The organism is Streptomyces sp. NPDC057307, assembly GCF_042667665.1.
Taxonomy (GTDB): domain Bacteria; phylum Actinomycetota; class Actinomycetes; order Streptomycetales; family Streptomycetaceae; genus Streptomyces.
In genome coordinates, this window is sequence record NZ_JBHUZM010000087.1 from 1 (window position 1) to 23,616 (window position 23,616).

Genomic DNA, 23,616 nt, shown 5'->3' on the forward strand with positions numbered 1-23,616 from the left:
CCGGACCTGAAACCGGCGACGCCCCTCGGCCGTGTCCGGCAGCCCCCGCCGGGCGCCCGGCGTTCCGGACGCCTGCTTCTCCCGTAGCCCTTCGGGTACGGGGGGCCCTTGCGTGGTCGTCAGTCGCTGCTGGTCCGCGGCCCAGGCGCGACAGGGCGTACAACTGACCGATCCGGGCGGGGTCGTGACCGCCACGTCGACGGCGGGACCTGCGCGGATACCGGCGCAGGCCGGGGGGACGAACACTGCGCCGTATCCGCCTCGCAACGTCTACGCGGCCGGCGCGCCGTCCGCCCCGCCGCGGAGTGTCGGGCAGGTAGGCGGGACGGACGGCGCCAGGTGGGCCGCCGTACCGCACGAGGGGGAGTGCGGCGGCCCGGCCGCTCCTTGCGAGACGACCAAGTCAACAGCCACCGGGCCGGGCCCGGCAGGGCGCACAACGGCCCGATCCGGGCATTACGTTCACACCCCGTGCGATGTCCCGCTCCATTACGCTGTGGCTGCCGAGCCTCCGGAGGGCCACATGCAGCCCAACACCCTGCTGGATTCGCTGATCGACGAGGCGCGCATGTCCCACGCCGGGTTCGCCGCCCGGGTCAACAGGGCCGGACAGTCGCGCGGACTGGGCCTTCGGTACGAACACACGTCTGTGCTGCGGTGGTTGAGGGGCCAGCGGCCGCGCGGCCAGGTGCCCGAGCTGATCTGTCAGGTGCTGGGCGAACGGCTGGGCCGCACTCTCACGCTCGACGACATCGGCCTCGGTGCGACCCCCGACGCACCGCGACGCGACGCCACCCTCTCGGTCTTCGTGGAGCGGGCCACCGCGCTGTGGCGCTCCGACCAGCAGCAGCGCGGCCATGTCGTGGCGGCGCCCGCCGTGACGGGTACGTATGCGGTGATGCCGGTGTGGGAGTGGGAGAACCCGCCGGAGGACGCGGACGTCTCGCGCAGCGGCCACAGCCGCGTCGGCCCGGCGGACATCGAACTGCTGCGGACGGCCAGGGCGCACTACGAGCTGATGTACCGCAGGGCGGGCGGTCTCGCCACCCACGCGCGGATCGTGGGCTTTCTCAACGCCGAGACGGCGCCCCTGCTGCGCGGCGGCTACAGCGACGCGACGGGCCGCCAACTGCACCGGGCCACCGGCGGGTTGGTGGCGGTGGCCGGGATCTGCGCGTACGACTCCGACGCGCAGGGGCTCGCCCAGCGCTACTTCCACCAGGCGCTCCGGCTGGCGAAGGCCAGCGGGGACACCGGACTTGGGGCGTACGCCATCGCGCTGCTCGTCAACCAGTCGCTGTTCATGGGGGAGTACCGGCAGGCCGTGGCCTTCGCCGAGGCGGCGCTGCGCACGGCGGGCCGGGCGATCACCCCGGCGCTGGCGGCCGATCTGTACGCGATGCAGGCCAAGTCGTACGCGCTGCTCGGCGACGGGCGCGCGGCGCGGGTGTGCATCGGACGGGCGGAGGCCGAGGCGGGGCGGATCAGACCCGGCGAGGAGCCGGACGAGACCGGGTACGTCGAGCCGGGCCTGGTGAACGTGCAGGTGGCCGAGGCGCTGCTCAGCCTCGGCGAGCTGGGCGCCGCGCGGACGCACGCCGCCGAGGCGGTGGGCGCCCCGGCGCACGACCGGGGGCGGGTGCACCGGCTCGCGATGCTCAGCCAGATCGAGCTGCGACAGGGTGAGCCGGACCGGGCGGCCCGTACCGCGCGGGAGATGGCCGAGCGCGCCCGGGGGATGGAGTCGCTGCGGCTCAGGGACCGGATGGGTGTGGTGCGGCTGGGGCTGCTGGAGAGCGGCAGCGCGGACGCGACGGAAGCGGCCGGATTCATCGCACGGGCCCTGCGCGTTCCCCTGTGAGGAGACGCCTGCTGCCATATTGCCAACTCCCGATCGGAAGGTGGCAAAACCGTGCAGTGGGCGAACTTAAGCGAACAGACTGTGTATGAGAATCCCTGGTTCCAGGTGAATCTGGCGGACGTCGAACTCCCCGACGGCCGGCATCTGGACCACTTCCTCATCCGGCTCCGTCCGGTCGCCGTGGCGACGGCGGTCAACGAGGCCAACGAGGTGCTGATGCTCTTCAGGCACCGCTTCATCACCGACAGCTGGGGCTGGGAACTCGCCGCGGGAGTCGTCGAGGACGGCGAGTCCGTCGAGACGGCGGCGGCGCGGGAGATGGAGGAGGAGACCGGGTGGCGCCCCGGCCGCCTCCGGCATCTGCTCACCGTCGAGCCGTCCAACGGGCTGACCGACGCCCGCCACCATCTCTACTGGTCGGACGCGGCCACCTACACCGGCTACCCGGCGGACGACTTCGAGTCCTCACGCCGGGAGTGGATACCGCTCAAGCTCGTGCCCGACATGATCGCGCGCGGCGAGGTGCCGGCCGCCAACATGGCGGCCGGACTGCTGATGCTCCATCACCTGCGCCTGGGCGGCGGCGGGTAGCCGGGCCGGCGGTCCGGGGCCGCCGGCTCAGCCGTAGGGGTAGAAGCCCGAGCCCGTCTTACGGCCGAGACGCCCCGCGTCCACCATGCGCTGGAGCAGCGGGGGAGCCGCGTACAGGGGTTCCTTGTACTCCGCGTACATCGAATCGGCGACCGAGGCCACGGTGTCCAGGCCGATCAGATCGGCGAGCTTGAGCGGGCCCATCGGGTGGGCGCAGCCCATCTCCATGCCGTTGTCGATGTCCTCACGGCTCGCGATGCCGGACTCGAACATCCGGATCGCCGACAGCAGATAAGGAATGAGAAGGGCGTTCACCACGAAACCGGACCGGTCCTGGGCGCGGATCGCGTGCTTGCCCAGCACGTCCCGGACGACGGCTTCGGCGCGCTTGACCGTGTCGTCGGACGTCGTCAGCGCCGGGATCAGCTCGACGAGCTGCTGGACCGGTGCCGGGTTGAAGAAGTGGATGCCGATGACCTGGTCGGGCCGGGACGTCGCGACGGCCAGCTTGACCAGGGGGATGGAGGAGGTGTTGGACGACAGGATCGCGTCGATGCGCGTCACGACCTGATCGAGGACCTGGAAGATCTCGGTCTTGACCTGCTCGTTCTCGACGACGGCCTCGATCACCAGATCGCGGTCGGCGAACTCCCCGAGGTCGGTGGTGAAGCTGAGCCGGTCGAGCGTCGCGTCGCGCTCCTCCTCGGTGATCTTGCCGCGTTCGGCGGCCTTCGAGAGGGAGTTGAAGAGGCGGGTACGCCCTATCTCCAGAGCCTCGCCGGTGGTCTCGGCGACCATCACTGCGAGGCCGCTGCGGGCGCACACCTCCGCGATGCCTGCGCCCATCTGGCCGCAGCCCACCACTCCGACGCGTTCGATGTCGGTCACATCGTGCCTTTCGCTGGTCCCTGTCCTGCGGGGCCCCGTGTGATTCCGGTGCCCGCTTCGGCCCCCGACGTTACTCCGCGCAGGTGTGTGCACGGCGGGCCGGGGCGGGCATGCTGTGCGGCAACGTCAGTCCGAGATAACCGACGAGGGGTCAGTAAATGCGGCAAATCGGTAGAAGAGGGTTCGTGGCGGTCACGACGGGTGCGCTCACGTCACTCGCGATGGCGGGCGACGCCGTCGCCACCACCGGAGCGGCGGCGGGCGCGGAGGGCGCCGCCGGGTCCGGTGGCCGTCACAGCGCGCGCAGTGAGCTGCGCGGGATGTGGCTCGCCACGGTCGTGAACCGCGACTGGCCGTCGAAGCCCGGCCTGCCCGTCGACCAACAGCGCGCGGAACTGCTGAAGTTCCTGGACACCGCCGTCGACCGGAAGCTGAACGCGGTCATCTTCCAGGTCCGGCCGACCGCCGACGCGCTGTGGCCCTCGCCGTTCGAGCCGTGGGCCGAGTGTCTGACCGGCGTACAGGGCAAGGATCCGGGCTGGGACCCGCTGGGTACGGCCGTGAAGGAGGCGCACAAGCGGGGTCTGGAGCTGCACGCCTGGTTCAACCCGTACCGCGTGGCCAATCACACGGACCCCTCCCGGCTCATCCCGAGCCACCCGGCGCGCAAGCACCCGGACTGGATCCTGCCGTACGGCGGAAAGCTCTACTACAACCCGGGCATCCCCGAGGTCAGGAAGTTCGTCCAGGACGCCATGCTCGACGCCGTACGGCGCTACGACATCGACGCCGTGCACTGGGACGACTACTTCTATCCCTACCCGGTCGCCGGTCAGGTCTTCGACGACGACGCGCAGTACGAGCGGTACGGCGGCGGCTTCCCCGACAAGGCGTCCTGGCGGCGCGACAACACCGACCGGCTGGTGCGCGAGACGGCGGAGCGGATCAAGCAGATCAAGAAGCATGTCGCCTTCGGCATCAGCCCGTTCGGCGTGTGGCGCAACATCGCCACCGACCCGACCGGCTCCGACACCAAGGCCGGCGTCCAGACCTACGACGACCTCTACGCCGACACCCGGAAGTGGGTCAAGGAGGGCTGGATCGACTACATCACCCCACAGGTCTACTGGAACATCGGCTTCGCCGCGGCCGACTACGCGAAGCTCGTGCCCTGGTGGAGCGCGGTGGTGAAGGGGACGGGCGTCGACCTCTACATCGGCGAGGCCCTCTACAAGGCCGGCGACCCCGCCCAGCCCGCGCCCTGGCAGGACGTGGCCGAGGTCTCCCGGCATCTGGCCTTCGCGAAGAAGTACCCGGAGGTGCGGGGGCACTGCTACTTCTCCGCGCTGGAGTGCGTGAACGACAAGAACGGCGCGTTCGCCAAGGCGGTGGCCGACCACTACAAGTCGCGGGTCCGGCCGCCTCGCCAGGGCTGACCCCCTCGGCACTGCTCAGGCGCGGGCCCGTTGGGTGACCGCGATGCACAGCAGTACGGCGACGGCCGCCAGCGGCGCGGCCGTCGCCAACTCCTCCCCGAGCAGCAGCACCGACCAGACCAGCGTCAGCAGCGGCTGCGCGAGCTGAAGCTGACTGGCCTTCTCGACGCCGATGGCGGCCATGCCCCGGTACCAGACGTAGAGACCGAAGAAGGTCGACCCCGCCGCCACCCACACCAGGCCGGTCACGCCCTGAGCCGTCAGACGCACCGGCTCGAAGGACAGGGCGACGGCCGAGACCACCAGATTGAGCGGCAGACACGCCACCAGGGCCCAGCCGATCGCATGCCAGCCCGGCATCAGCCGCGCCAGCCTGCCGCCCTCCGTGTAACCGGCCGCGCACACGAGCAGCGCGCCGAACAGATACAGATCACCGGTCGAGACGGCCCCACCGCTCTGCTGGAGGGTGAAGGCGATCACCACCGCCGCGCCCGCGACGGCGGCGCCCCAGAACGTACGGGACGGGCGCCTACCGGTACGGAGCGCCGAGAACGCGGCGGTGCTCAGCGGCAGCAGCCCCACCACGACGGCGGCGTGCGCCGTGGTCGACGTCCGGAGCGCCAGCGTCGTCAGCATCGGGAAGCCCAGCACCACACCGGAGGCCACCACCGCGAACGCGCCCCAGTGCCGGCGCTCCGGGAGCGGCACGCGCAGCGCCAGCAGGAAGCCGCCCGCGATCAGCGCGGCGAGCACGCCGCGTATCGCGACCAGGGACCAGGGCCCGAAGCTCTCCAGCCCCCAGACCGTCGCCGGGAAGGTGAGCGAGAAGGCGAGGACGCCCGCTCCCGCGAGGAGGGTGCCGCCGGTGACCGCTACCGGGGCCGTACGAGTAGCGCTATCCTGTGCTGTCATGCAAGAGCGTAGCAGCGTGGCCGAGTTGGTGAAATCTCTACGAGTGGAGCTGAATCGCTACTCACCTGGTGGAAAGCTGCCGTCCAGCAGAGAGCTGGTCGAACGCCACCGGGTCTCCCCGGTCACCGTCTCCCGGGCACTGGCCCAGCTCTCCGCCGAGGGCCTGGTCGTCACCCGCCCCGGCGCCGGAGCCTTCCGCGCCCACGCGAGGCCCGGCGCACCGCGGGCCGGGGACACCTCTTGGCAGGAGGTCGCCCTCAGCGCCGACGCCGCCACCGAACTCGTCCCGCGCAGCGTCGACTCCTCCGCCGTACTGGCCACCCTCGCCGCCCCGCCGCCCGGCGTGATCGAGTTCAACGGCGGCTACCTCCACTCCTCGCTCCAGCCCGAACAGGCCATGGCCGCCGCCCTCGCCCGCGCCGGCCGCCGCCCCGGCGCGTGGAGCCGCCCGCCCACCGACGGACTGCCCGAACTCCGCGAATGGTTCGCCCGCGACATCGGCGACACCTGGACGGCCGCCGACGTACTCGTCACCTCCGGCGGCCAGAGCGCCCTCACCACCGCGCTGCGCGCACTCGCCCCGCCCGGCGCGCCCGTCCTCGTGGAATCACCCACCTATCCGGGCATGCTCGCCATCGCACGCGCCGCCGGACTGCGGCCCGTCCCCGTACCCGTGGACCCCGACGGCGTACGCCCCGAACTCCTCGCCGCCGCCTTCCACGCCACCGGCGCCCGGGTCTTCGTCTGCCAGCCCCTCATCCAGAACCCCACCGGAGCGATCCTCTCCGCGGCGCGCCGGCCCGAGGTGCTGCGCATCGCACGCGAGGCAGGCGCCTTCGTCGTGGAGGACGACTTCGTACGCCGCCTCATCCACGAGGACGCCGGCCCGCTGCCCGGCCCCCTCGCCGCCGACGACCCCGACGGCGTCGTCGTCCATGTCTGCTCCCTCACCAAGGCGACCTCACCCAGCCTCCGCGTGGGAGTTCTGGCCGCCCGGGGCCCCGTGCTCGAACGGCTCCGCGCCATCCACGTCGTCGACTGCTTCTTCGTCGCCCGCCCCCTCCAGGAGGCGGCTCTCGAACTGGTCGGCTCACCCGCCTGGAACCGGCATCTACGGTTCATCTCAAGGGAGTTGAGGGACCGCAGAGTCGCCATGACCACCGTCGTCCGCCGGCACCTCCCCGAACTGGCCCTCCCCCACATCCCGCCCGGCGGCTACCACCTCTGGCTGCGTCTGCCCGACGGCACCGACGAACAGGCCCTGGTCTCCGCCGCGTTGCGCGCGGGCGTCGCCGTCACCCCCGGCCGTCCCTACTTCTGCGCCGAACCCTCCGCCGGCCATCTGCGGCTGGGCTTCGCGGCCGTCGCGGGACCGCAGGAGATCGCCGACGGCGTGCGACGGCTGCGTACTGCCTGCGACGAGGTGCTCGGCGGGCGCGTACTCAGCCGGCGTGCAGAATCCGAAAGCGACCCGGCGCCGCCGGATCCCGGTCCACGACCTGGACCGGTGTCCACGCCCACTGCCACACACTGATGCCCGGCGTACGGGAGAACTGGATCTGCCCACGGGTGCCTTCGACCGCGACGCGCGACCAGGTTTCGGCGACGCGAGCCCGGTCGACGCCCCCCGAACGCAGCACGTCGGCCAGGACGGCGATCGTGTCGTAGCCCTCGAAGGCGACGAAGGATGGCGCTTCGGCCAGCCCCTCGCGGAGGGCCGCCTCGACCCGTACACCGAGTGGCGTGAGGCGGGCCGGCAGATAGCGCAGGAACGGGATCGCCGTGCCGTCGTCGCCCAGCGACGCCGCCCATTCGGCGAACTCCGGTTGCCCGGCCGGAGCACCGATCAGGATCTCGGCGAGGCGCGGGTCACGGCGGACGGACGCGACGATCGGCACGGCCGGCTCCGGGCTGCCGACCAGAAGGAGAAGGGCTGTCGCGCGGCTGCCGACGAGTGCGTCGCACACGGCCGTGGGGTCGAGCGCGCTCATGTCGAGTTCGACGACGGTGCCGCCGCGTGCGGCGAGACAGTCGCGCAGGACGCGGGTGCCGGCCGCCCAGTAGACACTCGGCGCGACGGCCAGGGCGATACGGCGGTGGCCCGCGCCCAGGAGGAAGTCCGCGTAGATCTGCCAGCCGTGCGACTGCGGCGGGGGCAGGCGCGCCACCCAGTCCGTGGGCTGTTCGGTGAGCGCGTCGAGCACCGCGGACGAGCAGAGGAACGGCAGGCCGAGGGCGTCGGCCCTGGTGGCGACGGCGCGCGCGACGACGCTGTGATACTCGCCCGCCAGGGCGGTCACGCCCAGCCGGGCCAGTTCGTCCACGGCCGCCACGGCCTTCGCCGGATCGGCCGCGGTGTCCCGGACCACCAGCTCAAGCGGTCGTCCGGCGATTCCCCCGGCCTCGTTGACCTCGGAGACGGCCAACTCGAGCCCGGCGAGCAGATGGCGGCCCGCCTCCACCCAGCCGGGCCGGGTCAGCGGAACGAGGGCGCCGATCCGGACGGGGGATCCGTCGGCCGGCTCCGCCTCGGGTGACGAGCGGGGAGACGAGGGCGAGGGCGAGAGTGAGGGCGGTGGCGGTGTGTTCATGCGTCGGCGTCCATGCCGGACATTGCATCCACCACGATCACCGGCGGGCAACCGAATATGCGTGTGCGTGTGCGTGTGCGACGTGTGCGTCTCGACATGTGCGTGTGCGACCCGTCGGTGGGATCGGACGCTGCGATCGGACGGACCTCGGGTCGACGTCTCGATGGTGGCACCCGCCACTGACAACGGGCCCGCCACCTGGCACCCTTCCGCCATGACCGAGACGACGACCTCCGCCGCGTACGACATCTCGACCGACCCCGCACGCCTCGACGCGGAGCGGATCCACCGCTGGCTGTCCACCGACGCGTACTGGGCGCTCGGCCGGGGCCGCGACGTCCAGGACAGGGCGATCGCCGGATCGCTCAACTTCGGCGTCTACGACACCGCTTCGGGCGAACAGGTCGCCTACGCCCGCGTCGTCACGGACCACGCCACCTTCGCCTGGCTCTGCGACGTGTACGTCGACCCCGTCGCCCGCGGCAAGGGACTCGGCACCGAACTGGTCGCCGCCGCACGCGACCACCTCGCCCCGCTGGGGCTGCGCCGCATGATGCTGGCCACGGAGGACGCCCACGGCGTCTACGAGAAGGTGGGGTTCAAGTCGCTCGAAAACCCCCTGATGTGGATGAGTCTGGACCTTCAGTCCCCCTCTTGACCTGTGCGGCTTTCGGGCTCACGATCCCGGCATGAGTGTTCGGGTCACGTTGGTCGCCGCCGCGCGCAGCTCAGCCCCACTTGCCGAGCGTTTCGACGACGACCGTCCCCTCGACCAGGCCGGCTGGCACGAGGTGCAGCTTGTCGCGCACGCCCTCGTGCCGCTGGCCGCCGCCGATCTGCGCTACTGCTCGCCCACCGCGCGCAGCCGCGCGACCGGGGAGGCACTCGGCTACGCGCCCCTCGTCCAGCCGGCCCTCCGGGACTGCGACATGGGCCGCTGGCGCGGCTGCACCTTCGCGGACGTCGCCGCCCGTGAACCCGCCGCCGTGGACGCCTGGCTCGCCGACCCGCGGTCCGCCCCGCACGGCGGCGAGCCGCTGCTGGCGTTCATCTCCCGGATAGGGGGCTGGCTGGACACGCGACCGGCCGACGACATCGGCGCCATCGTCGCCGTGGCCGAACCGGCGGTCATCAGGGCGGCGCTCGTCTACGCCCTGCACGCCCCGGCCCCGGCCTTCTGGAACGTGGACGTCCGCCCGCTGTCCACGGTCACCCTCATGGGCAGCCCCGGCCGCTGGAGCCTCCGCCTCGACGCCCGCCTCTGATCGGCTCCCGATTCCGTCAGGTGGCGGCGTGGAGACTGCCGTGATGACCAAGGTGATCGGACACATGATCGCAGTCGTCGGCACCGCTCAGGGCTGCCCGGCCGGCTGCTCGGCCGACCCGCTCAGCCGGCCGTCGCGAACGCGTCCACGCCCGTGAGTTCGGCGGAGAGCTTCCAGAGCCGCGCCGCCTGCTCGGGGTCCGTCGCGTACGTGCGTACGCCGCCCTTGAAGTCGGCCTCGTCGGCGGGTTCGGCGATGTCGCAGTCCTCGCAGTACACGCCGCCCGCGCCCGCGAGCCGGTCCGAGGTCGCCGCCCACACCTGGGTGGCCGCGCCCTGCTCGGGCGTCTTGAACGACGTGTTGAGCGGGTTGCCCTCCTCGTCGATCCACCCGAAGGCCACCATCTCCTCCTTGGGAAGGTGACGCTGGAGCGGTGTGAGGATGCCACCCGGGTGCACCGAGAAGGCCCGGACACCGGCGTCCTTGCCGAGCGCGTCGAGGTGCACGGCGAACAGCGCGTTGGCGGTCTTCGCCTGACCGTACGCCTGCCACTTGTCGTAACCCCGCTCGAACCGCACGTCGTCCCAGCGGATGGGGGAGCCGCGGTGTCCGGCCGAGGAGACGGAGACGACGCGGGCGCCGCCACGCTCGATCGCGGGCCAGAGACGGTTGACGAGCGCGTAGTGGCCGAGGTGGTTCGTCGCGAACTGCGCCTCCCAGCCCGGTCCGACGCGGGTCTCGGGGCACGCCATGATCGCGGCGTTGTCGATCATGATGTCGATGGAGCGTCCGGAGGCCAGGAACTTCTCGGCGAAGGCGCGGACGCTGTCCAGGTCACCGAGGTCCAACTCGTCCACCTCGACCTTTCCCGCCGCTCCCTCGATCCCCGCGACGGCTTCCTCGGCGACGGCGGGCCGCCTGGCCGGCACCACGACGTGGGCGCCCGCGCGAGCCAGCGCGCGCGTCGTCTCCAGCCCCAGACCCGAGTAGCCGCCGGTGACGACCGCGAGCTTGCCGCCGAGGTCCACGCCCCGCAGAACCTCCTCGGCGGTGCTTCGCGCGCCGAAACCTGAACCGATCTTGTGCTGAGGAGTAGTCATGCTTCGACGGTACGTATTGGAGTGTCCTCGAAGTCAAGCGCTCACCTCGGGCGCGCCGGACCACCCCGGTGCTCGTCGGCCCGGCCCCGCAGGAAGCCGCGCTCGGCGGCGTTCTCCGTCCGGGCGGCGGCCGCCTCGTACGCCGCGGCCGCTTCCGTACGAAGGCCGAGGCGCCCGAGCAGATCGGCGCGGACGGCGTGGAACGCGTGGTAGCCGTCCAGCTCCGCGGCGAGACCGTCCACGAGGGCCAGGGCCACGTCCGGGCCGTCGACCTCGGCCACGGCGACCGCGCGGTTGAGCGCGACGACCGGGCCCGGAGCGAGGGCGAGGAGCTGGTCGTACAGCCGGCGGATCTGCCGCCAGTCCGTGGCCGCGGCGGTCGGCGCGTCGCTGTGCACGGCGTTGACCGCCGCCTGGATCTGGTACGGGCCCGGCCGGTCACGCCGCAGACACTGCCGTACCAGGGCCTGGCCCTCGGCGACGAGGTCGCGGTCCCAGCGGCCGCGGTCCTGGTCGGCGAGGAGGACGAGGCCGCCGTCGGCGGTGGTGCGGGCGGCCCGGCGCGACTCCACGAGCAGCATCAGCGCGAGCAGGCCCCTGGCCTCCGGCTCGTCGGGCATCAGGTCGACCAGCAGCCGGCCGAGGCGGATCGCCTCCTTACAGAGGTCGTCACGTACGAGCCGGTCGCCCGAGCTGGCCGTATAGCCCTCGTTGAAGATCAGATAGACGACGGACAGGACCGCCTTGAGGCGGTCGGGCAGGTCGGCGTCGCGCGGGATCCGGTACGGGATCCCGGCATCGCGGATCTTGCCCTTGGCGCGTACGAGCCGCTGCGCCATGGTCGGTTCGGGCACCAGGAAGGCACGGGCGATCTCGGCGGTGGTGAGCCCGCCCAGCAGCCGCAGGGTCAGGGCGACGCGGGCCGCGGGGGCGAGCGCGGGATGGCAGCAGGTGAAGATCAACCGGAGCCGGTCGTCGCGCACGGGGCCCTCCTCGGCCGGTTCGGCGGGGGCGTACAGGAGCGCGGCCTGCGCGTGGCGGTCGGCACGGGAGGCTTCCCTGCGGAGCCGGTCGAGGGCCTTGTTGCGCGCCGTGGTGATGATCCAGCCGGCCGGGCTCGGTGGGAGTCCGGCGGCGGGCCAGCGCTGGACAGCCGTGGTGAACGCGTCCTGGACCGCCTCCTCGGCGATGTCGATGTCGCCGAAGACGCGGACCAGGACGGACACCGCCCGGCCGTACTCCGTACGGAAGACGCGTCCGATCTCGGACCGGGAGAGCGCGTCCGTCGCCGGCGCGGGCGGGGGTTCGTCCAGGAGACCGTCGGAGGAATCGCCGGGGCGGCCGTCCGGGAAACCGTCGGAGCGGCCGTCCGAGGACTCGTCCGAGGAGTCGGACATCAGCTGTCGGTCTCGCCGAAGAACGGCCGCACCTCGATGGGAAGCGTCGTCGCCCGCGCGGCCTTGGCGCCCCATTCGAGCGCCGCGTCCAGATCGGGCGCCCGGACGATACAGATTCCGCCGAGGTACTCCTTGCTCTCGGTGTACGGCCCGTCCGTCACGAGCACGTCACCGCCCTCCGCCCGTACGACGGTGGCGGTGCTCGGCGAGTGCAGCCCACCGGCGAAGACCCAGGCGTCGGCGGCCTTCAGCTCCTCGTGGAAGGCTTCGAGATCGCGGGTGATCCCGGCCAGTTCCTCGGGGGCGGGGGGCTCCCCGACGGGCTGGATCACGCTGAGCAGATACTGCTTCATTTCTGGTTCCTCCTCGGTGTGGGTGCCGTGCCGGCCTCTTCACCGTCCGGCCGGCCTCTCACCGTCCATACGAACGGCACCGGCCCGGATCGACACGCCGAGGAGAACCGGACCGATATTTCTCAGCCCCACTTCTCGGAACAACGGACACAACCCCCAGTGCGGCAGCGCGCCCGGAATCCACCGTACGGCGGCATGCCTGTCCGTATCTGTGGGTCATACGGCCCTGTGGACATGGCACACCGGTCGGTGGCTCAGGAGACTGGAAGGGACCAGCAACCGGAAGGACCAGGTGATGACGATGGCCGACGACCTCTCCGTACCGGCGGGAGTGCCCGTGCCGGACACCAAGCTCGCGCGGGCGGCGACCGAACTCGTACGCGACACCGTGAGCGAGCTGATCTACGACCACTCGCGCCGCGTCTACTTCTTCGGCAGCCTCCAGGGACGCAACCGGGACCTCGGCTTCGATCCCGAACTCCTCTACATCGGGGCCATGTTCCACGATCTGGGCCTGGGGGAGCCCTTCCACGACAGCGGGCGGCGCTTCGAGGTGGACAGCGCCGACGAGGCACGCCGCTTCCTGCAGGCGCACCACGTGCCGGAGGACAGCGTCCGGCGCGTGTGGACCGCCATCGCCCTGCACACGACCCCGGGCGTGCCCGAGTTCATGGAGCCGGAGGTGGCGCTGGTGACGGCGGGCGTCGAGTACGACGTCCTCGGTATCGGCTACCACGACATCGGCGAGGCCGACCGGGCCGACATCGTCGCGCTGCACCCGCGTCCCGGCTTCAAGCAGCGCATTCTCGGCGCGTTCACGGACGGCGTCCGGCACAAGCCGGAGACCACGTTCGGCAACGTCAAGGCCGATGTGCTCGCCCACTACGTACCCGGCTTCGAGCGCGGCGACTTTGTGCGTACGATCCTGGACTCCCCGTGGCCCGAATGACCGCCGCCGGGCCCGCCGCCGGGCCCGCCCCCGGCCCCGCCGTGGTGGCCGTGGTCGCCTTCGACGGGGTGCAGCTCCTCGATGTGACGGGCCCGGCGGAGGTGTTCACCACGGCCGGGATGTTCGGAGCGCGGTACGACGTACGGATCGTGTCCCCGGACGGCGCGGACGTGACGACGTCGTCGGGACTGCGTATCGGTGTGGACGGCGGGCCGCGGACGCTGCCCGCCCGGCTGCACACGCTCGTGGTGCCCGGCCGGAGCGACTGGCGGCGGGCGGTCGCCGACCGGCGGCTCATCGCGCTCGTCGGCGAACTGCTGGAGCGCTCACGGCGGATCACGTCGGTGTGCGCCGGCGCGTTCGTCCTGGCGGAGACGGGCGCGCTGGACGGTCGGCGCGCGGCGACGCACTGGCGGCTGGCGGCGCAGCTCGCCTCCGCGTACCCACGGGTGCGCGTCGAGCCGGACCCGGTGTTCGTGCGGGACGGCGATGTCGTCACGTCCGCCGGCGTCACCGCCGGTATCGACCTCGCGCTCTCCCTGGTCGAGGACGACCACGGCGCCGACGTGGCACGCGACGTCGCACGCGAGCTGGTGGTCTTCATGGCCCGCCCCGGCGGGCAGTCGCAGTTCAGCGCACGTCTGGCGCCGCGTACGGCGAAGCACCCGGTGGTACGGAGGGTGATGGACGCCGTCGGCGCCGACCCCGCCGCCCCGCACAGCCTGGACTCCCTGGCGGGCGGTGCCGGGGTCAGCGCGCGCCACCTCAGCAGACTCTTCCGGAGCGAGACCGGAAGGACGCCCGGCCAGTATCTGGAATCCGTACGGCTGGAAGCCGCCCAGGCACTCCTCGAATCGGGCGACGACTCCGTGGACACGGTGGCGGAGGCGGCCGGCTTCGGCTCGTCCGAGACGATGCGCCGCGTCTTCCAGCACGCCTTCGGTATCGCCCCGACCGCCTACCGGGCCCGATTCCGTACGACGACGCCCGTCGCGCCCACCGCGCCCACCGCGCCCACCGCGCCCGCCGCGTCCGTCGGCGGGGCGTAGGATCCCGGCCGTGGCGCGATACGACGAGGTCAGAGCGGCGTTCTGGGACAACAGCGGTGGAGATCAGGACGGCGAACGGCCGCCCCTCACCGGCGAGTTGGTGGCGGAGGCGGAGCGCGTACTCGGCGTCACGCTCCCCGTGACCCTGCTCGACCTGCTGCGTGTGCGCGACGGGGGAGCGGTGGCGCCCGCGTGGAACGCGCTGCCGACAGGCGAGCTGTTCACCGAGTTGATGGGCATCGGACGCCTCCCCACGACCGCTACGGCCGGCCCGGCCGACAGGACCGCGTCCGTCGCTCCGCTGTGCCTGCTCGACACCCCGTATCTCGTGGCGGAGTGGGAACTGCCGTCGCCGATCGTGCTCATCGCGGGCGAGGGCCACTGGTGGATCGGGCTCGACTACCGGGAGTGCGGTCCGCGGGGCGAGCCGTCGGTCACCTGGTTCGACGCGGACGAGGAGACGGAACTCGCCCTCGCGACGGACTTCCGGTCATTCGTCGAGGGGCTCGTCGCCTCCGGCGACCCGGCGGCCACTGCTCGACCCTGACGTGCGCGTAGGGGCTGACGTTCCGGCGATCCGGCGGCGAGCGTGTCCCGCTCCGCCGCCGCTGCCCGCCGCTGCCCGCCGCTGCCCGCCGCTGCCCGCCGCTGTCCGTCTCGGACGTCGCCCAGGAGCCCGGGCTACCAGGGCTGCGGGCCCGACACGTCGAAGAAGCCGCCCGTCGGGCCGTCGGGGCCCACCTGCGCCATCCTGACGATGATCTCCGCGCCCTCCTCGACCGTCTGCGTGCCCGTGTTCCCGTTCAGGTCCGTCGCCGTGTAGCCCGGCTCCACCGCGTTGACCCTGAAGTGCGGGAACGCCTTCGCGAACTTCACCGTGATCATGTTGACCGCCGTCTTGGACGTCGGATAGGCGACGGCCGGATACGCGGACTGCGGCGTGCCCGTCTCGGACACCAGGGCCAGCGAGCCCACGCTGCTGCTGACGTTGACCACGACCGGGGCGGCCGACGCCTCCAGCAGCGGCAGGAACGCGTGGGTGACACGGACCACGCCGAAGACGTTCGTCTCGAACAACGTCCGCATCGCGTCGGCGGTCACCTCCGTCGCGCCGTACACCTTCCCGCCCGGTCCCCGCCCCTCGATGCCGGCGTTGTTGATCAGTACGTCCAGTCCGCCGGCCGCCTCGACGGTCTTCGCCGCGGCGGTGACGGACGCTTCGTCGGTGACGTCGATGACGACCGGCCGCGCGCCCAGCTGCTCGGCCGCCCGGCGGCCCCGCTCCGGGTCGCGGCTGCCCACGTAGACGGTGTGGCCCGCGGCGACGAGCCGGCGAGCGGTCTCGTAGCCGAGTCCTTTGTTCGCTCCGGTGATCAGTGTGGTAGTCATGCCTCCACCCTGCGACAGGGCCGCATGGTCAGCCAGCCGTCCGGTTTTCCTGGGACTGCCGGTACCAGGACGGTTCGCCGTCCGGAGCGCACACTGGGGCGCATGGGAGAGGCGGAGACGGACTCGGGATTCGGGCAGGCGGTGCGCCGGTGGCGCGACCGGGTCGCGCCGGAGGACGCCGGGCTGTCCGACGGCGGGCACCGCCGGGCGCCGGGACTGCGCCGTGAGGAGCTGGCCATGCTGGCCGGTATCTCCGTCGACTACGTCACCCGCCTGGAACAGGGCCGCGCGGCCAACCCCTCGACCCAGGTCGTCGAGGCCCTGGCCAGGGCGCTGCGGCTGGCGGGACCCGAACGCGAGCATCTGTTCCGGCTGGCCGGGCTGGCCCCGCCTGGGTCGGGGACCGTACCCACGTACATCACCCCGAGCGTCCAGCGCATGCTCGACCGACTCGCCGGGACCCCCGTCGCGGTGTACGACGCGTCCCTGACGCTGCTCACGGCCAATCCGCCGTACGCGGCGTTGATGGGCGATCCGTCCGGGTGGCGCGGCAACCGCCGCAACAGCGTGTGGCGGCACTTCCTCGGCCCCGGCACCCGGGCACGGCACACCCCCGAGTCCCTGCGGCTGTTCGAGACCGCGCTGGTCGCCGACCTCCGTTCTGCCGTCGGCCGCTACCCGGCCGACCAGCGGCTGCGCCGGCTGGTCGCGGAACTGCGCGCGGACAGCGACCGGTTCGGGGAGCTGTGGGACTCCGGCGCCGTCGGTCATCACGAGGCCGCGCGCAAGACCATCGATCATCCGCAGGTGGGCGCCGTGACGCTGGACTGCGACGTACTGACCGTGGCGACGAGCGATCTGCGCGTCATGATCTACACGGCCGAGCCCGGCACCGAGGACGCCGAACGCCTCGCCCTGCTGATGGTGCTCGGCACCCAGACGCTCGTGGGGTGACGCGGGTGGGGCAGGGCCGACCCCTGCGACGGAACGTCCCACCCCGACCTGTCGACGCGGGAGCTGCCACCGACCGATGGACTGACCGCACCGCCGGCAGCCCGGACTCACCCCGGCACACCCGCCCTGTCCAGCAGCGGCGGCACCGCGATCCGGTACGGCATCGGTCCGCACGCCACCGCGAGCGCGTCCGATGCCGGGCCGTCGAGAAGCCGTGCGCGCAGCTCGGGGTCGACGGTCCAGCTCTCGGCGATGGTGCGGCGCACCCGGCGGTCGGGATGGGTGAGCATGGCCTCGGCCACCTCGTCGGGCAGCTTCTCGCGCCACGAGATCCGTTGCGTGATCCACCGGTCGTCCAGCGCCAGCAGCCGCAGCAGCACGCCGACGGGCGCCGCGGGATTGCTCGCCAGCCCCTCGACCGCGTGATGGGTCGTCAATGTCCCCGCCTCCAACGTGCCCACGTGGCAAGCCCGGTGGAGCCGATCTGTGCCAACCGTGCCTTCGCACCGGTCGGTGTCCGTCCGCGTCGGCCTCGAAATGAAACCACGTGGTCCGTCGGCCCCGCGCTCCACCGCCGTGACCCTAGGTCCGCGCGGTTGCCGCCTTGTCGTCGGACGGTACGGCCCCACGGCTGCCGCGCAGCATGGTGAGCGCGATCGTCGCGCTGATCGCGGCGATGACGGCGCAGGCGGCACCGATCGTGTTCAGCCCGCTCGTGTACGCCTCCCCGGCGGCTGCCAGCAGGCCCTCCGCGGGCTCGGACGGCAGGTCCCGCGCGGCCGTGACGGCGTCCTCCATGCTGCCCTCGGCGGCGTCGGCCACGGCCGACGGGGTGCCGTCGGGCACCACGATCGATTCGCGGTAGACGGCGGTACCGAGGCTGCCCAGTGTGGCGATACCCAGGGCGTTGCCCAGGTCGCCGCTGATGGAGGAGAGCGCCGCCGCCGAGCCGGCCCGTTCCGGCGGGACGGACCCGATGACCAGATTGGTGCCGAGCGATCCGAAGGTCCCGACGCCGACGAACACGATCACGAAGCCGGCCACCAGCAGCGGAATCCCGCCGACCGGGTCGACGAGGACGAGCATCAGATAGCCCGCCATGCCGATGAGCAGGGCCACGCCGACCACGACGCCGAGCGGGTGCCGCTTGGCGAGGACCGGCGCCACCTGCGCCGCGACGACCGACGCGACGGCCGCGGGCACCATCAACAGACCCGCCTCCATCGGCGAGAGGCCCTCGACCATCTGGAGAAACCCGGTGATGAACAGGTAGCCGCCACCGGTACCGAGCATCGACACCGTCAGGATCAGCAGCGCCGCGCTGAACGCGCCGACCTTGAACAGCCTCAGGTCCAGCAGGGGATCGGCCAGCTTGTTCTGCCGGGACACGAACACCGCGCCGACGGCCAGGCCACCGGCGATCGTGACCAGTGGCGCCGTCTCGAAGCCGTAGCGCGCGAGTTCCTTCAGGCCGTAGATGACCGACAGGATCGACACCAGTGACAGCACGACGCTGGGGAGGTCGATTCTGCCAGCGTTCGCGTCCTTGTACTCCGGCAGCAGGAAGGGCGCGACGATCAGGAGCAGCACCATGACGGGCACGCCGAGCAGGAACACCGAGCCCCACCAGAAGTACTCCAGCAGCACGCCGCCGATCACCGGGCCGAGCGCGGTGCCGCCCATGAAACAGCCGGCCCACACCGCGATGGCGCGGCCCCGCTGGTAGGGGTCGTGGAACATGTTGCCGATGAGGGCGAGGGTGGACGGCATGAGTGTCGCGGCGGCGACGCCGAGCAGGCCCCGGGTGACGATCAGGGCCTCCGCGCTGGTGGCGTAGGCGGCGGCGACCGAGGTGACGCCGACGGCCGTCGCGCCGATCATCAACAGCTTGCGGCGGCCGATCCGGTCCCCGAGTGTGCCCATGGTGATGAGGAAGCCGGCGATCAGGAAGCCGTAGACGTCCATGATCCACAGCGTCTGGGTGCCGCTGGGCCGCAGCCCCTCGGCGAGGTGGGGCAGGGCCAGATACAGCACGCTCTGGTCGAGGGAGATCAGCAGGGTGGGCAGGGCCAGTACGGCCAGACCCACCCATTCCCGGGACCCGGCCTTTCGGACAGGGGCGGTCTCGGGGGCGTTCGATGACATGGATTTCCTTCCTTCTCCCCGGAGTTGGGGAGCCATGCCGTACGGTGCGCCGCGCCGCTCCCGACGCTCTCCCGGCGTTCTCTCGATCCGCTCTCGGTCCCCGATCGTTCGCCGCCGTGGGGGAGTTGGTGCCGTCGGATAGCCTGATCACATGCGTTTTGGGGTGCTGGGTCCGCTCGGGGTGTGGACGGCGGACGGGGCGGCGGTCAGGATCCCCGAGCCGAAGGTCCGCGCCCTGCTGGCGCACCTCCTGGTGCACCGGGGCCGCCCCGTCTCCGCGGACCGGCTCGTCGACGACCTGTGGGGCCCGAAGCCCCCGAACAATCCGCCGGGCGCGCTCCAGACGAAGGTGTGGCAGCTGCGGCGGGCGCTGGAGGACGCCGAGCCGGGCGGACGGTCGCTGGTCGTCTCCCGCCCGCCGGGGTACGAGCTGCTCGCCGACCCCGGCGCGGTCGACGCCGACCACTTCCAGCGGTTGCTCGACCGCGCGCGGGAGGTCGCCGAGCCCCGGGCCCGGGCCGCGCTGCTGGCGGAGGCGCTGGCCGTCCGGCGCGGCCCCGCGTACGCGGACTTCGCCGACGAGGAGTTCGCGCGCACCGCCGGGGCCCGGCTGGAGGAGCAGTGGCTCACCGCTGTCGAGGAACAGGCCGAGGCACGCCTCGAACTCGGCGAACACGCCCTGGTCGCCGACGAGTTGACCGACCTGGTAAGTCTGCATCCGCTCCGTGAACGGATGCGTGCCGCGCATGTGCGGGCGCTGTATCTGTCGGGCCGCCAGGACGCGGCGCTCCGCGGCTACACGGAGCTGCGCACCCGGCTGGCCGAGGAGTTGGGGGTGGACCCCGGCCCCGCGCTCACCGCGCTGCACCGGTCGATCCTCGTGCAGGACCCGATGCTGACCGCCGTGCCGTCGCCCGTCACCTCCGCGGCCCGCCCGCCCAGCAACGTACCGGCCCCGCTGACCGAACTGATCGGCCGTGGCGAGGCCGTCGACGAGGTGAGCCGGTTGCTCGGCGCCCACCGGCTGGTGACGCTCACCGGGCCCGGCGGCGTAGGCAAGACGCAGCTCGCGCTGGCGACCGCCGCCCGGCTCGGTGCGGCGTTCCCCGGCGGCGTCCACCTGGTGGAGCTGGCGGCGCTCGAACCGGCGCCCACCGGCCCTCGGGCCGAGGCCGGGGCCGACCGGTGGGTCGAGGTGAATGAGCTGGTCGGCGCGGTGATCGGGGTCCGGGACGACACCGTGCGGCCCAAGGGTGTGCCGCTGTCGTCGGCCGCCCGCGTCGCGCACGCGCTGAGCGACCGGCCGACGCTGCTGATCCTCGACAACTGCGAGCATGTCGCCGCGCCCGCCGCTGAGTTGGCCGAGCATCTGCTGAAGGCGGCCCCGGCCCTCCGCGTCCTGGCCACCAGTCAGGTGCCGCTCGGCATCACCGGGGAGTGGCTGGAGGAGGTGCCTCCGCTGCGGCGGCCGGAGTCGGCGGCGGGCCTGAGTACGGCGGACGCGAGCCGGTTCAGCGCGGTGGAACTCTTCGTGGCGCGGGCCACGGCCGCGACGCCGCGCTTCGTCCTCGATCCCAGCACCCTCGACGCGGTCGTGTCGATCTGCCGACGCCTGGACGGCATTCCGCTGGCGCTGGAGATGGCCGCCACCCGCGTACGAGCCCTGGGGGTGGCCGAGTTGGCCGCCCGGCTGGACGACCGCTTCCGTCTGCTGGCGGTGGGCTCGCGCGGTGCCCCGGCCCGGCAGCGCACACTGCGGGCGGTGATCGACTGGGGCTGGGAACTGCTCGGTGACCAGGAGCGGGCGGTACTGCGGCGCCTGGCCGCGCACACCGACGGCTGCTCGCTCGCCGCGGCGGAACGGCTCTGCGCCGGGGACGGCGTGGACGGCGCGGAGGTTCTCGACCTGCTGGCCCGGCTGGTGGACAGCTCGCTGCTGGTCATGAACGACGACGGCGCGGGCGGCACGGAAGGCCCCCGTTACCGGATGCTGGAGTCGGTCGCCGCGTACGCCGCCGAACGGCTCGCCGAATCCGGTGAGTCGGCGGCCCTACGACGCGGGCACCGCGCCTACTACCTGGAGCTGGCCGAGCGTGCCGAGCCGCATCTGCGCGGTCACGAGCAACGCCGGTGGCTGCGCCGTCTCGACGCCGAGAACGCGAACATGCGCGCCGCCCTGGACAGCGCCGTACAGGCCGGGGACGCCGAGTGCGCGCTGCGCCTGGTGAACGCCCTGACCTGGTACTGGTACCTGCGGGGGCGTAACAACGAGGCCCGGCGCTCCCTCACCCTGGCCCTGTCGACAGCCTCCGCAGCCCCCGCCTCCGCCTCCGCAGCCCCCGCCTCCGCCTCCGCGGCCCCCGCCCGCGCCGCCCTGGTCGCGAAGGCCACCGCGTGGCTGGGCGGCGTGAGCCTGCTGCTCGGCGGCAGCGCGGACCCCGTCACGGAGTACCGGGCCGCCCTCCGGCCGTACGAGACGATCGACGACCCGCTCGGCCAGGCCCGCGCGCGCTGGTTCCTGGCCTCCAACCTCTACGGCATCGGCGATCCGGCCCCGAGCCGCGCGCTGATCGAGTCCGCGCTCGCGACGTTCCGCTCACTCGGCGACGGGTGGGGCACGGCCGCGGCACTCGCCAGCCGGGCGTTCCACGCCAAACTGCGGGGGGAGTTCGGAACACTGCGGCGCCACGGTGGGCGGAGCCTGGAGTTGTTCCGCGAACTGGGCGACCAGTGGGGCCAGTTGCAGGCCATGGTGCCCCTGCAGAAGCTGGCCGAGGTGATGGGCGACTACGAACTCGCGGCGCGACTGCACCGCGAGGGCCTGCGCATGGCCGAGGACCTCGGGCTGTGGCCCGAGGTGTCCTTCCAGCTTTCGGGCCTGGGCCGCATCGCGATGCTGACCCGCGACTACCCGCGGGCCCGTGAGTTCCACGAGCGGGCCAGGCGGTTGGCGGTCGAGCAGTCGGACAAGTTCGGCGAACAGTACGCCGAGATCGGGCTGGGGATGGGGGCCCGCCGGGAGGGCGCCCTGGACACCGCGGAGACCCATCTGCGCAACGTGCTCGACGTGCACCGGCAGATGGGCTACGAGCCGGGACTTCCCGCGCTGATCCTCGCCGAACTGGGCTTCGTCGCCGAGCTGCGGGGCGAGGTGACCACCGCCCTCGGGCTCCAGCACGACGGCCTGTCCGCCGCCCGGGCCGCCGGCGACGCCCGCTCACTGGCGCTGGCCCTGGAGGGCCTGGCCGGCGCGCAGGCACTGGCGGGCCGCGCCGATCAGGCCGCGCGACTGCTGGGCGCCGCGTCGAAGGCCCGGCACTCCGTCGGTACACCGCTGCCGGAGGGCGAACAGGACGACGTCGCCCGCGTCACGGCACGGGCGACGAAGGATCTGGGCCGGTCGGCGTTCGACACCGAGTTCGCACGCGGCGCCGCGACGGACGCGGACGCGTACCCGGACCGCCTGCCCCGTCTCCCACCGGAGCCGGCCGAGGGCGCGTCCGCGAAGTAGTGCCGCCCGACGGGACCCCGCGGCCCGGCCGAGGGGCACCCCGCACCCGCCCACGGCGCCCCTCTCCACCTGCCGTAATCTCCCTGTTACGCGAAGGCGATACGTCATTGCATAAAGCTGCGATGCTACGTATAGTCATGCCATCGACGAGGAGGGCTTCGATGGCAGTACGTGCAGCGGTGGCGGGAGCCAGTGGATACGCCGGAGGGGAAGTGCTCCGGCTGCTCCTGGGGCACCCCGGCGTCGAGATCGGCGCCCTCACCGGGAACTCCAACGCCGGTCAGCGCCTCGGCGCGCTCCAGCCGCACCTCGGGCCGCTGGCCGATCGCGTCCTGGAGGCGACCACCCCCGACGTGCTCGCCGGACATGACGTGGTCTTTCTCGCGTTGCCGCACGGGCAGTCCGCCGCCGTCGCCGAGCAACTCGGGGACGACGTGCTCGTCGTCGACATGGGCGCGGACTTCCGGCTGAAGGACGCCGCCGACTGGGAGGCGTTCTACGGCTCCGCCCACGCCGGCACCTGGCCCTACGGGCTCCCCGAACTGCCGGGCAACCGCGCCGCGTTGGAGGGGTCCAGGCGTGTCGCGGTGCCCGGCTGCTATCCGACGGCCGTGTCGCTCGCGCTCTTTCCCGCGTACGGCGCCGGGCTCGTCGAACCCGAGGCCGTCATCACCGCCGCCACCGGTACCTCCGGCGCGGGCAAGGCCGTCAAGCCGCATCTGCTCGGCTCCGAGGTCATGGGCTCGATGAGTCCGTACGGCGTCGGCGGCGGCCACCGGCACACCCCCGAGATGATCCAGAACCTCAGCGCGGCGGCGGGGGAGCGCGTCAGTGTCTCCTTCACCCCCACCCTCGCGCCCATGTCGCGCGGCATCCTCGCCACCTGCTCCGCCAAGGCGCGGCCGGACGTCACGGCGGCGGACGTACGCGACGCGTACGAGAAGGCATACGCCGACGAGCCGTATCTCCAGCTCCTGCCCGAGGGGCAGTGGCCGGCGACCGCTTCCGTGTACGGCTCCAACGCCGTACAGGTCCAGGTCGTCCTCGACGAGAACGCCCGCCGTGTCATCGCCATCAGCGCCATCGACAACCTCACCAAGGGCACGGCCGGCGGCGCGGTCCAGAGCATGAACATCGCCCTCGGGCTGCCCGAGGAGACGGGCCTCCCGGCCACCGGCGTCGCACCGTGAACCGGCCCCCGCACAGACCCGCGAGACATACGGAC

21 protein-coding genes are annotated in these 23,616 nt (G+C 72.5%); 12 read left to right on the top strand and 9 right to left on the bottom strand.

Going from position 1 to position 23,616, the window contains the following annotated elements:
• Positions 1-523: 523 nt before the first annotated feature.
• Positions 524-1,861 (top strand): transcriptional regulator, encoded by a 1,338-nt coding sequence (locus tag ACFUN8_RS25285; RefSeq protein ID WP_383641792.1) that lies wholly within the window; start codon positions 524-526, stop codon positions 1,859-1,861.
• A 51-nt stretch (positions 1,862-1,912) separates the two neighbouring features.
• Positions 1,913-2,452 (top strand): NUDIX hydrolase, encoded by a 540-nt coding sequence (locus tag ACFUN8_RS25290; protein WP_383641795.1) that lies wholly within the window; start codon positions 1,913-1,915, stop codon positions 2,450-2,452.
• Between the two features lie 27 nt (positions 2,453-2,479).
• On the opposite strand, the gene ACFUN8_RS25295 is transcribed toward ACFUN8_RS25290, so the two are convergent.
• The gene (locus ACFUN8_RS25295) at positions 2,480-3,340 is read right to left on the bottom strand and encodes a 3-hydroxybutyryl-CoA dehydrogenase (RefSeq protein WP_383641798.1); all 861 of its coding nucleotides are present in this window, start codon (positions 3,338-3,340) and stop codon (positions 2,480-2,482) included.
• A gap of 158 nt (positions 3,341-3,498) precedes the next feature.
• On the opposite strand from ACFUN8_RS25295, the gene ACFUN8_RS25300 reads away from it, so the two are divergent.
• Complete coding sequence (locus tag ACFUN8_RS25300; RefSeq protein WP_383641801.1) at positions 3,499-4,776, top strand: glycoside hydrolase family 10 protein; 1,278 nt, start codon at positions 3,499-3,501, stop codon at positions 4,774-4,776.
• A 15-nt stretch (positions 4,777-4,791) separates the two neighbouring features.
• On the opposite strand, the gene ACFUN8_RS25305 is transcribed toward ACFUN8_RS25300, so the two are convergent.
• A complete protein-coding gene (locus tag ACFUN8_RS25305) occupies positions 4,792-5,688 on the bottom strand; it encodes a DMT family transporter (RefSeq protein ID WP_383641804.1) in 897 nt (298 codons plus the stop codon).
• On the opposite strand from ACFUN8_RS25305, the gene ACFUN8_RS25310 reads away from it, so the two are divergent.
• Complete coding sequence (locus tag ACFUN8_RS25310; protein WP_383641807.1) at positions 5,687-7,222, top strand: PLP-dependent aminotransferase family protein; 1,536 nt, start codon at positions 5,687-5,689, stop codon at positions 7,220-7,222. The two genes, ACFUN8_RS25305 and ACFUN8_RS25310, sit on opposite strands and share 2 nt — an antisense overlap.
• Here the strand turns inward: ACFUN8_RS25310 and ACFUN8_RS25315 are convergent.
• Positions 7,131-8,279, bottom strand: coding sequence for an ABC transporter substrate-binding protein (locus ACFUN8_RS25315; RefSeq protein WP_383641810.1), 1,149 nt, complete (start codon positions 8,277-8,279; stop codon positions 7,131-7,133). The genes ACFUN8_RS25310 and ACFUN8_RS25315 overlap by 92 nt on opposite strands.
• Before the next feature lie 214 nt (positions 8,280-8,493).
• Between ACFUN8_RS25315 and ACFUN8_RS25320 the strand changes: the two genes are divergently transcribed.
• The gene (locus ACFUN8_RS25320) at positions 8,494-8,937 is read left to right on the top strand and encodes a GNAT family N-acetyltransferase (protein ID WP_383641813.1); all 444 of its coding nucleotides are present in this window, start codon (positions 8,494-8,496) and stop codon (positions 8,935-8,937) included.
• Positions 8,938-8,968: 31 nt separating this feature from the next.
• Positions 8,969-9,544, top strand: coding sequence for a histidine phosphatase family protein (locus ACFUN8_RS25325; RefSeq protein ID WP_383641816.1), 576 nt, complete (start codon positions 8,969-8,971; stop codon positions 9,542-9,544).
• A 122-nt stretch (positions 9,545-9,666) separates the two neighbouring features.
• On the opposite strand, the gene ACFUN8_RS25330 is transcribed toward ACFUN8_RS25325, so the two are convergent.
• Genes ACFUN8_RS25330 through ACFUN8_RS25340 form a run of 3 tightly spaced genes read right to left on the bottom strand, consistent with a single transcriptional unit; the run spans position 9,667 to position 12,394 of the window.
• On the bottom strand, positions 9,667-10,644 hold the full coding sequence (locus tag ACFUN8_RS25330) for an SDR family NAD(P)-dependent oxidoreductase (RefSeq protein WP_383641819.1): 978 nt from the start codon (positions 10,642-10,644) through the stop codon (positions 9,667-9,669).
• A 41-nt stretch (positions 10,645-10,685) separates the two neighbouring features.
• Positions 10,686-12,041 carry an RNA polymerase sigma factor gene (locus tag ACFUN8_RS25335; RefSeq protein WP_383641822.1) on the bottom strand — a complete coding sequence of 452 codons (1,356 nt, stop codon included), beginning with the start codon at positions 12,039-12,041 and terminating at the stop codon, positions 10,686-10,688.
• Positions 12,041-12,394 (bottom strand): YciI family protein, encoded by a 354-nt coding sequence (locus tag ACFUN8_RS25340; RefSeq protein ID WP_383641825.1) that lies wholly within the window; start codon positions 12,392-12,394, stop codon positions 12,041-12,043. Before ACFUN8_RS25340 ends, ACFUN8_RS25335 begins: the two co-directional genes overlap by 1 nt.
• Positions 12,395-12,695: 301 nt before the next feature.
• Here ACFUN8_RS25340 and ACFUN8_RS25345 point away from each other — a divergent pair, with 301 nt between their 5' ends.
• The 3 genes from ACFUN8_RS25345 to ACFUN8_RS25355 are packed head-to-tail and all read left to right on the top strand — an operon-like array spanning position 12,696 to position 14,939.
• Complete coding sequence (locus ACFUN8_RS25345) at positions 12,696-13,343, top strand: HD domain-containing protein (protein WP_383641870.1); 648 nt, start codon at positions 12,696-12,698, stop codon at positions 13,341-13,343.
• Complete coding sequence (locus ACFUN8_RS25350) at positions 13,340-14,392, top strand: GlxA family transcriptional regulator (RefSeq protein ID WP_383641873.1); 1,053 nt, start codon at positions 13,340-13,342, stop codon at positions 14,390-14,392. The genes ACFUN8_RS25345 and ACFUN8_RS25350 overlap by 4 nt, the downstream gene beginning before the upstream one ends.
• Positions 14,393-14,402: 10 nt before the next feature.
• The gene (locus tag ACFUN8_RS25355; protein WP_383641828.1) at positions 14,403-14,939 is read left to right on the top strand and encodes an SMI1/KNR4 family protein; all 537 of its coding nucleotides are present in this window, start codon (positions 14,403-14,405) and stop codon (positions 14,937-14,939) included.
• Between the two features lie 134 nt (positions 14,940-15,073).
• Here the strand turns inward: ACFUN8_RS25355 and ACFUN8_RS25360 are convergent, their stop codons facing one another.
• The gene (locus ACFUN8_RS25360; RefSeq protein ID WP_383641830.1) at positions 15,074-15,781 is read right to left on the bottom strand and encodes an SDR family NAD(P)-dependent oxidoreductase; all 708 of its coding nucleotides are present in this window, start codon (positions 15,779-15,781) and stop codon (positions 15,074-15,076) included.
• Between the two features lie 102 nt (positions 15,782-15,883).
• Between ACFUN8_RS25360 and ACFUN8_RS25365 the strand changes: the two genes are divergently transcribed.
• A complete protein-coding gene (locus tag ACFUN8_RS25365; RefSeq protein ID WP_383641833.1) occupies positions 15,884-16,735 on the top strand; it encodes a helix-turn-helix transcriptional regulator in 852 nt (283 codons plus the stop codon).
• Between the two features lie 107 nt (positions 16,736-16,842).
• Here the strand turns inward: ACFUN8_RS25365 and ACFUN8_RS25370 are convergent, their stop codons facing one another.
• Positions 16,843-17,172, bottom strand: coding sequence for a hypothetical protein (locus ACFUN8_RS25370; RefSeq protein WP_383641836.1), 330 nt, complete (start codon positions 17,170-17,172; stop codon positions 16,843-16,845).
• A gap of 145 nt (positions 17,173-17,317) precedes the next feature.
• Positions 17,318-18,880, bottom strand: a complete 1,563-nt coding sequence (locus ACFUN8_RS25375; RefSeq protein WP_383641839.1) for an MFS transporter — start codon at positions 18,878-18,880, stop codon at positions 17,318-17,320.
• Between the two features lie 151 nt (positions 18,881-19,031).
• On the opposite strand from ACFUN8_RS25375, the gene ACFUN8_RS25380 reads away from it, so the two are divergent.
• A complete protein-coding gene (locus tag ACFUN8_RS25380; RefSeq protein WP_383641841.1) occupies positions 19,032-22,391 on the top strand; it encodes a BTAD domain-containing putative transcriptional regulator in 3,360 nt (1,119 codons plus the stop codon).
• Between the two features lie 161 nt (positions 22,392-22,552).
• A complete protein-coding gene (gene argC / locus ACFUN8_RS25385) occupies positions 22,553-23,581 on the top strand; it encodes an N-acetyl-gamma-glutamyl-phosphate reductase (RefSeq protein WP_383641844.1) in 1,029 nt (342 codons plus the stop codon).
• Positions 23,582-23,616: the final 35 nt, after the last annotated feature.

What these genes read in the sequence shown, in the direction of transcription:
- ACFUN8_RS25285 (WP_383641792.1), top strand. Translation starts at nt 524, where the DNA reads ATGCAGCCCAACACCCTGCTGGATTCGCTGATCGACGAGGCGCGCATG.
- ACFUN8_RS25300 (WP_383641801.1), top strand. Translation starts at nt 3,499, where the DNA reads ATGCGGCAAATCGGTAGAAGAGGGTTCGTGGCGGTCACGACGGGTGCG.
- ACFUN8_RS25310 (WP_383641807.1), top strand. Translation starts at nt 5,687, where the DNA reads ATGCAAGAGCGTAGCAGCGTGGCCGAGTTGGTGAAATCTCTACGAGTG.
- ACFUN8_RS25305 (WP_383641804.1), bottom strand. Translation starts at nt 5,688, where the DNA reads ATGACAGCACAGGATAGCGCTACTCGTACGGCCCCGGTAGCGGTCACC.
- ACFUN8_RS25315 (WP_383641810.1), bottom strand. Translation starts at nt 8,279, where the DNA reads ATGAACACACCGCCACCGCCCTCACTCTCGCCCTCGCCCTCGTCTCCC.
- ACFUN8_RS25320 (WP_383641813.1), top strand. Translation starts at nt 8,494, where the DNA reads ATGACCGAGACGACGACCTCCGCCGCGTACGACATCTCGACCGACCCC.
- ACFUN8_RS25325 (WP_383641816.1), top strand. Translation starts at nt 8,969, where the DNA reads ATGAGTGTTCGGGTCACGTTGGTCGCCGCCGCGCGCAGCTCAGCCCCA.
- ACFUN8_RS25330 (WP_383641819.1), bottom strand. Translation starts at nt 10,644, where the DNA reads ATGACTACTCCTCAGCACAAGATCGGTTCAGGTTTCGGCGCGCGAAGC.
- ACFUN8_RS25335 (WP_383641822.1), bottom strand. Translation starts at nt 12,041, where the DNA reads ATGTCCGACTCCTCGGACGAGTCCTCGGACGGCCGCTCCGACGGTTTC.
- ACFUN8_RS25340 (WP_383641825.1), bottom strand. Translation starts at nt 12,394, where the DNA reads ATGAAGCAGTATCTGCTCAGCGTGATCCAGCCCGTCGGGGAGCCCCCC.
- ACFUN8_RS25345 (WP_383641870.1), top strand. Translation starts at nt 12,696, where the DNA reads ATGGCCGACGACCTCTCCGTACCGGCGGGAGTGCCCGTGCCGGACACC.
- ACFUN8_RS25350 (WP_383641873.1), top strand. Translation starts at nt 13,340, where the DNA reads ATGACCGCCGCCGGGCCCGCCGCCGGGCCCGCCCCCGGCCCCGCCGTG.
- ACFUN8_RS25360 (WP_383641830.1), bottom strand. Translation starts at nt 15,781, where the DNA reads ATGACTACCACACTGATCACCGGAGCGAACAAAGGACTCGGCTACGAG.
- ACFUN8_RS25365 (WP_383641833.1), top strand. Translation starts at nt 15,884, where the DNA reads ATGGGAGAGGCGGAGACGGACTCGGGATTCGGGCAGGCGGTGCGCCGG.
- ACFUN8_RS25375 (WP_383641839.1), bottom strand. Translation starts at nt 18,880, where the DNA reads ATGTCATCGAACGCCCCCGAGACCGCCCCTGTCCGAAAGGCCGGGTCC.
- ACFUN8_RS25380 (WP_383641841.1), top strand. Translation starts at nt 19,032, where the DNA reads ATGCGTTTTGGGGTGCTGGGTCCGCTCGGGGTGTGGACGGCGGACGGG.
- argC (WP_383641844.1), top strand. Translation starts at nt 22,553, where the DNA reads ATGGCAGTACGTGCAGCGGTGGCGGGAGCCAGTGGATACGCCGGAGGG.